Source organism: Pseudomonas meliae (genome assembly GCF_001400515.1).
Taxonomy (GTDB): Bacteria; Pseudomonadota; Gammaproteobacteria; order Pseudomonadales; family Pseudomonadaceae; genus Aquipseudomonas; species Aquipseudomonas amygdali.
Genome location: NZ_LJQT01000110.1, coordinates 1 through 6,986 on the forward strand (window position 1 = coordinate 1; position 6,986 = coordinate 6,986).

Genomic DNA, 6,986 nt, shown 5'->3' on the forward strand with positions numbered 1-6,986 from the left:
AAATTCCTATGCATGAACGGTGTTTTCAAAGACATGTTGCTGTTCGGGCTGTTGCGCTCGCAGTACGAACCAGCAGAGGCCGCGCAATGACTGACTTCAATCCGGATCGCCGACGCATCATTACCGGCGTGGCCGGTGCCACGCTGCTATCGATCCTCAGCCCGTTTGCCCGCAGCGCAGGTGTCGATTATCCGTTCACGCTGGGCGTGGCATCCGGCGACCCGCTGCCTGACGGCTTCGTGATCTGGACACGCCTGGCGCCACAGGTGATGACAGCCACGGGCGACGGCGGCCTGAAAAAACCCGTCGAAGTACGCTGGAAAATCGCCAGCAATGCAGCGATGACTCGCGTCGTACGTACGGGGCAAGCGACCGCTCAACCGCGCTTTGCTCATTCAGTACATATTGAAGTGGGTGGTTTGCAGCCTGGACGTCCCTATTGGTATCAGTTCGAAAGTCTGGGCGCGCAAAGCGCCGTGGGTCAGGCCTGCACTGCGCCGCTGGCAACCGCCATGGTCTCGGCACGGTTCGGCTTCGTGTCGTGTTCGCATTGGGAGGCGGGATATTTCAGCGCCTACAGGCACCTGGCTGCGGAGCGACCTGACATGGTGTTCTTTCTCGGCGACTACATCTATGAAATGAACGTTTCTCCCACAAACATACAGTTCCCGCGCCGCCATGCCACCTCAGACCCGATGGACCTGGCGGGCTATCGCAACCGATACGCGCAGTACAAGACTGACCCGGACCTGCAAGCGCTGCATGCCTGCGCGCCGAGCGTCGCCACCTGGGATGATCACGAAGTACAGAATGACTACGCCGCGCAGTGGTCCCAGGACCCGAACGTTCCTGTGGACAGCTTTCTACGTCGCAGAGCCGCCGCTTATCAGGCGTTTTACGAGCACATGCCCTTGCGCGCGAGCAGCCTGCCCAAAGGACCGGACATGCGTATTTACCGGAACCTGGACTATGGCCGCCTGTCACGTTTCCATGTACTCGACGGTCGGCAATATCGCTCCGAACAGGCATGCATCCAGGCCAACGGCAGCCGTCGAGGCTACGTAGCGCCCAGCGACTGCCCGGATCTAAGTGACCCGAAACGCACCATGCTCGGCTGGGAACAGGAAGCCTGGCTGGACCGCAGCTTCGCTGAGTCCCCCGGACAATGGAATGTCATTGCCCAGGACTTGCTGGTCGCTCCACTGGAACAGCGCAATCTCAAAACGCAGGCGCTGGGCCACTGGACCGACGGCTGGGACGGCTACGCGGCGACCCGCGAGCGCATGCTGGCATCCCTGCAACGCCAGCAGACCCGCAACCCGGTGTTCTGGGGTGGCGATATCCATTCGTTCTGGACCACCGACCTGCACGCCGATGCGGGCAATCCGGACTCAGCCGTCGTCGCCACTGAATTCGTCGGCACCTCGGTGACATCCGGCGGACCGCCATTCGACGCCTTCAACAGCATTCTGGGGCTCAACCCCCACGTGAAATTCTTTGACAGCCGCCAGCGTGGCTATGTGGCGGTGGACCTCAGCGAACAGCAGATGCTGACCCGCTTCCAGGTGGTGTCGGATGTGCTCGACCCTGCAGCCAGCGTGTCGACGCTCAAGCGCTTTGCGGTGGAGGCTGGCAAGGCCGGGGCGGTTTCTGGGTAGGCGATTCTTGGGGAGGGCAGCACTTGGGACAGTATTGTCCACTGTGAAGAGACAGTAAAACGCACTTCAGGCGCTTTTTCCGTTTCCGGTGAACTACTAACCTGAGCCCACGTTGAACGCCACACCTTACCTACCCAAACGAAAGGACTTGACCATGAAAAACGCCCCTTACAGCCGCCTGAACAAAGATGACGCCATCGTGCTGCTGATCGATCATCAGACAGGCCTGATCTCGCTGGTACAGGACTTCTCGCCGAACGAGTTCAAGAATAACGTCCTGGCCCTGGCTGACCTGGCCCGCTTCTTCGAACTGCCGACGATCCTCACCACCAGTTTTGAACAAGGCCCCAACGGCCCTCTGGTGCCGGAACTCAAGGCCATGTTCCCCGATGCGCCATACATCGCCCGTCCAGGCCAGATCAACGCCTGGGACAACGAAGATTTTGTAAAGGCAATCAAGGCGACCGGCCGCAAGCAGTTGATCATCGCCGGGGTCGTGACTGATGTGTGCGTGACCTTTCCGACCCTGTCGGCACTGGCTGAAGGCTTTGAAGTGTTCGTGGTCACCGATGCATCCGGCACCTTCAACGCCACTGTCCAGCAAGCCGCCTGGTCGCGTATGACCCAGGCAGGTGCGCAGTTGATGAACTGGTTCTCGGTGGCCTGTGAGCTGCACGGTGACTGGCGCAACGATATCGAAGGGCTGGGCAACCTGCTGTCCGAGCGGATCCCGAACTACCGTAACCTGATGAACAGCTATTCGGCGCTGACTGCCCGGTAGAGGCCCTGCTTCAAATCAACTCCCACGTATCATTGGCCTGCCTGCAGAATGTGTTGTCCTGCTTTTCAGTGGTGCCACCGTTGGCTTCCAGGCTTACAGAAAGCGGTCGACAAGTAGTCTCGGCCGCTGTTTTGCCAGAGGGCAAGGAAGAGATTGAGCCCAGATCGAATGCTTCAGTCTCTTTGCTGGCCGACACATTCATATCGTCGAACCTGACTGCAGCAAGCCTCTTTCTGGTATCGGCATCGGACTGCGTCATCACGTAGTCCTTGTGCACGTAGCCCACGGTCACGCCCTTGCGCCCCACCAGAATCCAGTCACCGGTAGAACCCACGGCAGTGAATTGCGTATTGCCCGGCAGGCTGCCCACCTTGTCAGCGTTCATGTTCGGTGCAGAGCGCACGTTGAGGGTAGACCGGGTGACATAGGGTTGATTGATAAGCTTCATCGACGGCACGCCCTGAATGTTGGGCGTGCGTTTGACATCGATGGTCCGGACCGCCTTGAACTCCGGGCCTGGCGTGATCCGGGCGCTTGCATTGGAGTGATCGGAACGCCAGATGGCCGTGGGCTGCGCTACAGGAGTTGCGGGCTGACTCAGAACTTCCTGAGTGCGCAGCGCCAGTGCCTGTTTATCCCTGTCGTCGAGCAACTGACCGATGCGGTTACCAATATAGCCGCCGATGCCTGCAACGATCAGCGCGGCTGCGATCTGACCGTTACCCTTGCCCATCGTTGCACCGACCGCCAGACCGGCAATACCGCCGATCACAGTACCCGCCTGTTCCTTGCTGATGCCCATCTGCGCGCATCCGGTGACTGAGGTGGCGATGCTTACCGCCAGAATTGATGCAACGAATTTCTTGCGCACGGGGCTTACTCCCTTTTGAAACGTTTTACTCGGCGTTGAGCAGAGGTCTGGTCAAGTTGTACAACATGGCTTCTGCAGACATCGCCCAATGAAAGACACCGGCCATGAGGGTCGGGCCGGCCTCGATGTCCTTGAACGCAGTGCGATAGCCTGGCGATTGAATGATTGCGTTACCGGCGAGCAATGGAACCACCACGATCAGGGCCACCGCTGCCGCTCTGACGGCGACAAGCCTCTTCTGTATGAACGCGCGCTGCTCGACGGTCGACAACAACAACCCGACGATATTGAGCGCGCCCATGAAAAGACCACTCAGCAACGACCAGGGTACGAACCACATGTTTTTGAGGACGCTCAGGCTCTGTGCGCCATGCACATCAGTGCGCGCGACGTCGCTGGCCATGTTGCTGGCGATGCCATTGAGGTACGTGTTGAACTGACTGGGCGTGGCAAGCAGGTCCATTCCCTCTACGTAGAGCGGGCCCAGGACCTGACGCGCCATGCCGCGCACCTGCGCAGTGTTGGCCATCGCCTGACGGCTACGCAGGCCTGAAGGCATCGCCAAAGCGTAGTCTTCGGCGCTCGGCGGGGCCTGTTGCAGGGCTGCGTTCGGGAGGGCAAGCGGTTTGCGTTTATTGCCCGCTACGCCAGAGCGCCGCAAGGCTTCTACCTTTGCGTATTAAAGACCGGGATGACTTCCGCTTGCAGCCGGCTGTAGAGCCTATCGGCGTTGCGTCGGGCATAGCCCTTGAAGACGGTTTGGGCGAAGCCCTGAAAATTGTGGCCAATCTGCTCGACGTACGAGCCCTGAACACTCATGAGTACGCCAAGATTGGCGATGAAGGCCTTGCCCTCGCCCTTGTCGCGATATTCCTGATAGGGAATGCCGGGTATCTGCACCGAATCGTAGAGCAGGCCTTTTTTCGTCACGTAGGCGTAAAGGCTGTAAACCCGCAGATCGGCAGGAAACGCTTCAGCAATCGCGTCCGGGACCACACCCTGAACCCACCAGGTCAGCGGGGCCAGTACCACGGTACTGAGCAGGATGGAGCGCATGAGATGCTGCTGATGTCCCCATTTCCCATGAGCCCAGATACACAGGCGCCAGGCCGCCAGGCACACGCTCACTGCGGCAAGGCTCTGCCCGTATATTTCAAGCGCCTGCAGGTTTTTGAGGGGAATATCGGCGCCAGCCTTGTTCAACAACTCTGCGTTGAACAGCAAGCCACCGATCAGGCAAAGGGCATTGAGAACGGTAAGTACAGCAAGCAGCATCCAACCAATCCTTGTCAGAGTGGAACCAGTGATTCACAACACTTGAGTGCGAAGGTGCCCACTGACCAACTGCGGCGCATTCTGCCTGCCGTCCAAAAATGATGCCAGAGCTATCAGGTGTTGCCGGTCGTCCGTGCCCTGCAACACCTGAAATACCGACAGTGACGTCAGCTGCTACTTCAACTGATTGGCAAACCGACCCACAGCGCCTACCACCTGTTTGGCCCCCTCCTGAATCTCGACGATCACCGCGCCCGCCTCGTTGGCCAGCAAAAGACCCTGTTCCGCCTGAGTGCGGCTGTTGGCCATGCCGCGTACCGCCTCATCGGCCAGCGACTGGTTTTGCTGCACGACGCTGACGATCTCTTCGGTCGCGGCGCTGGTGCGGCCGGCCAGTTGGCGGACTTCATCGGCGACCACGGCAAAGCCCCTGCCCTGCTCACCGGCGCGCGCGGCCTCGATGGCGGCATTGAGCGCCAGCAGATTGGTCTGCTGGGCAATGCCGCCGATGGTCTGCACGATGGAGCTGATCAACAGGGACTGCTTGCCCAGTGCTTCGATGCCTGAGGAAGCCGACTGCATCTCTTCGGATATCTTGCGCATGGTCTGCACAGTGTTCTGCACCACATCCGCGCCGCGCTGGGCGCTGACGTCGGTCTGCTGGGAGATTTCAAACGCCACGCTGGCCGCCTGGCTGACTTCATCTTCGCGGGCGACCTGATCGGTCACCAGCGTGGCGAACTTGACGACTTTGTAGAGTTTGCCCTGAGCATCATGAACCGGGTTGTAAGTAGCCTCCAGCCAGACCTCACGCCCGCTGCTGTCGATACGCTTGAAGCGCCCTGCGACGAACTCGCCGCGGTTGAGCATCGCCCAGAACTCCCGGTACGGTGCCAGTGAAGTTTCAGCCGGATCACAGAACATGCTGTGGTGCTTGCCCTTGATCTGCGCCAGGTTGTAACCCATGCCACGCAGAAACTGGTCATTGGCCGTGAGCACGTGACCGCCAAGATCGAACTCGATCACGGCGGTAGAGCGCAGCAATGCCTGAATGAACGCAGAGTTCTCGGCAGCGGTCTCGACGGTCTGGGTGATGTCCGACCCGTAGCATTGCAAGGTCACCAGTTTGCCTTGGTCATCCAGAACCGGCTGCCACATGGCACGAATCCACACCAGACTGCCGTTGGCATGCAGAAAACGGTAGTTGTCGATCACCGACTCACCTTTCTGCACCGCCAGCTTGAGGTTACGGTAGCAATCGAGCTGTTTGACGTAGGACGGCACCATCTGGTCCAGATCCTTGCCCAGCAACTGGTCGGCAGAATAACCAAGCGCCCTTAAGAAGTTGTCATTGGCATGGACGATACGGTTGTTGGCGTCCAGACTCAGCGACACCATACGCGCGTCCATCCCTTTCTGCATTTGCCGATACATCGATAACTCGGCGTGTTGTGCCTGTAATTCCTTTTTCAAGCGAGTGTTGAACATGACGGCACCAGTAGTGGGTTGTACGTATGTATCGGCCTAAGCGTAGACGGGATTAAGGCGTTTCGTCTGATGATGGCAGATTGAATTGATGTGGGTTGCCCGCATAACCGGGGCCTGCAATTGCGGAACCTTGAATGGGCAGGCTGATAACGAATGTGCAAGGCGAAACAAAATGCAGGAGCCATAGGTCACAACGGGTTGACCAGCTATTGCCTGCTAGACTCACTTACTTGCAGCAACGCCATTAAGGACCCTCAATGATGCGACGCATTCTGATCACCGGTGCAAACGGTTTTGTCGGGCAGATGCTGTGCCGTAAGCTGCAGCACGCCGGGCACCATATTGTTGCATTGGTGAGCCCTGACTCTCCCCGCTCCGCTTATGCTGCCGAATCGCTGCATTGTGACATTCGCGACGCCGCTGGCCTTGAGCAAGTGGTGTCTCAGGCAAATCCCACTCACGTTGTGCATTTGGCGGCTATTACGCATGTGCCTACCAGTTTCCAGGACCCTCTGGCCACCTGGCAAACCAACGTCATGGGCAGCGTGAACCTTCTACAGGCATTGCAACGCAAGGCCCCTCAGGCATTTGTGTTGTTTGTCAGCTCATCGGAAGTCTACGGCGAGGCATTCAAGCAGGGTATTGCGCTCGACGAAAACAGTGTCTGCAAACCCATGAATCCCTATGCCGCCAGCAAACTTGCCGCCGAAGCGGCCTTTCATGAGTACTTTCGTCGTGGCCAGAACGGTATTGTCGTACGTCCGTTCAATCACATTGGTGCCAGGCAATCGGCTGATTTCGCGACCGCGTCATTTGCTCGTCAGATCGCCTTGATAGAAGCAGGCAAGCAAGCACCACAGTTGAAAGTCGGCAACTTGCAAGCGGCGCGAGACTTTCTAGGAGGGTGTAGACA

General features: G+C 58.6%; 7 protein-coding genes and 1 pseudogene. 3 read left to right on the forward strand and 5 right to left on the reverse strand.

The window, feature by feature from the left end; genetic code table 11:
* The first annotated feature begins 86 nt into the window (after window positions 1-86).
* Window positions 87-1,658 carry an alkaline phosphatase D family protein gene (locus ALO64_RS05205; RefSeq protein WP_044345438.1) on the forward strand — a complete coding sequence of 524 codons (1,572 nt, stop codon included), beginning with the start codon at window positions 87-89 and terminating at the stop codon, window positions 1,656-1,658.
* A gap of 154 nt (window positions 1,659-1,812) precedes the next feature.
* Window positions 1,813-2,439, forward strand: a complete 627-nt coding sequence (gene ycaC / locus ALO64_RS05210; protein ID WP_044345437.1) for an isochorismate family cysteine hydrolase YcaC — start codon at window positions 1,813-1,815, stop codon at window positions 2,437-2,439.
* A gap of 10 nt (window positions 2,440-2,449) precedes the next feature.
* On the opposite strand, the gene ALO64_RS05215 is transcribed toward ycaC, so the two are convergent.
* From ALO64_RS05215 to ALO64_RS26765, 5 genes and pseudogenes are all read right to left on the reverse strand, one after another.
* Entirely contained in the window at window positions 2,450-3,310 is an 861-nt protein-coding gene (locus tag ALO64_RS05215; RefSeq protein WP_044345435.1) for an SH3 domain-containing protein, read from the reverse strand.
* A gap of 25 nt (window positions 3,311-3,335) precedes the next feature.
* The gene (locus ALO64_RS26160; RefSeq protein WP_235378734.1) at window positions 3,336-3,971 is read right to left on the reverse strand and encodes a hypothetical protein; all 636 of its coding nucleotides are present in this window, start codon (window positions 3,969-3,971) and stop codon (window positions 3,336-3,338) included.
* 5 nt (window positions 3,972-3,976) lie between these two features.
* The gene (locus ALO64_RS26165; RefSeq protein WP_235378733.1) at window positions 3,977-4,585 is read right to left on the reverse strand and encodes a hypothetical protein; all 609 of its coding nucleotides are present in this window, start codon (window positions 4,583-4,585) and stop codon (window positions 3,977-3,979) included.
* Window positions 4,586-4,759: 174 nt separating this feature from the next.
* Window positions 4,760-5,314: a methyl-accepting chemotaxis protein gene (locus ALO64_RS26760; RefSeq protein ID WP_369812071.1), complete on the reverse strand. Its 555-nt coding sequence runs from the start codon at window positions 5,312-5,314 to the stop codon at window positions 4,760-4,762.
* A gap of 42 nt (window positions 5,315-5,356) precedes the next feature.
* Window positions 5,357-6,073, reverse strand: a pseudogene (locus ALO64_RS26765) (PAS domain-containing protein); the annotation flags it as partial.
* Window positions 6,074-6,333: 260 nt separating this feature from the next.
* On the opposite strand from ALO64_RS26765, the gene ALO64_RS05230 reads away from it, so the two are divergent.
* On the forward strand, window positions 6,334-6,986 hold a 653-nt coding region (locus ALO64_RS05230; RefSeq protein WP_054991669.1), incomplete at its 3' end, for a GDP-mannose 4,6-dehydratase.

What these genes read in the sequence shown, in the direction of transcription:
- ALO64_RS05205 (WP_044345438.1), top strand. Translation starts at nt 87, where the DNA reads ATGACTGACTTCAATCCGGATCGCCGACGCATCATTACCGGCGTGGCC.
- ycaC (WP_044345437.1), top strand. Translation starts at nt 1,813, where the DNA reads ATGAAAAACGCCCCTTACAGCCGCCTGAACAAAGATGACGCCATCGTG.
- ALO64_RS26165 (WP_235378733.1), bottom strand. Translation starts at nt 4,585, where the DNA reads ATGCTGCTTGCTGTACTTACCGTTCTCAATGCCCTTTGCCTGATCGGT.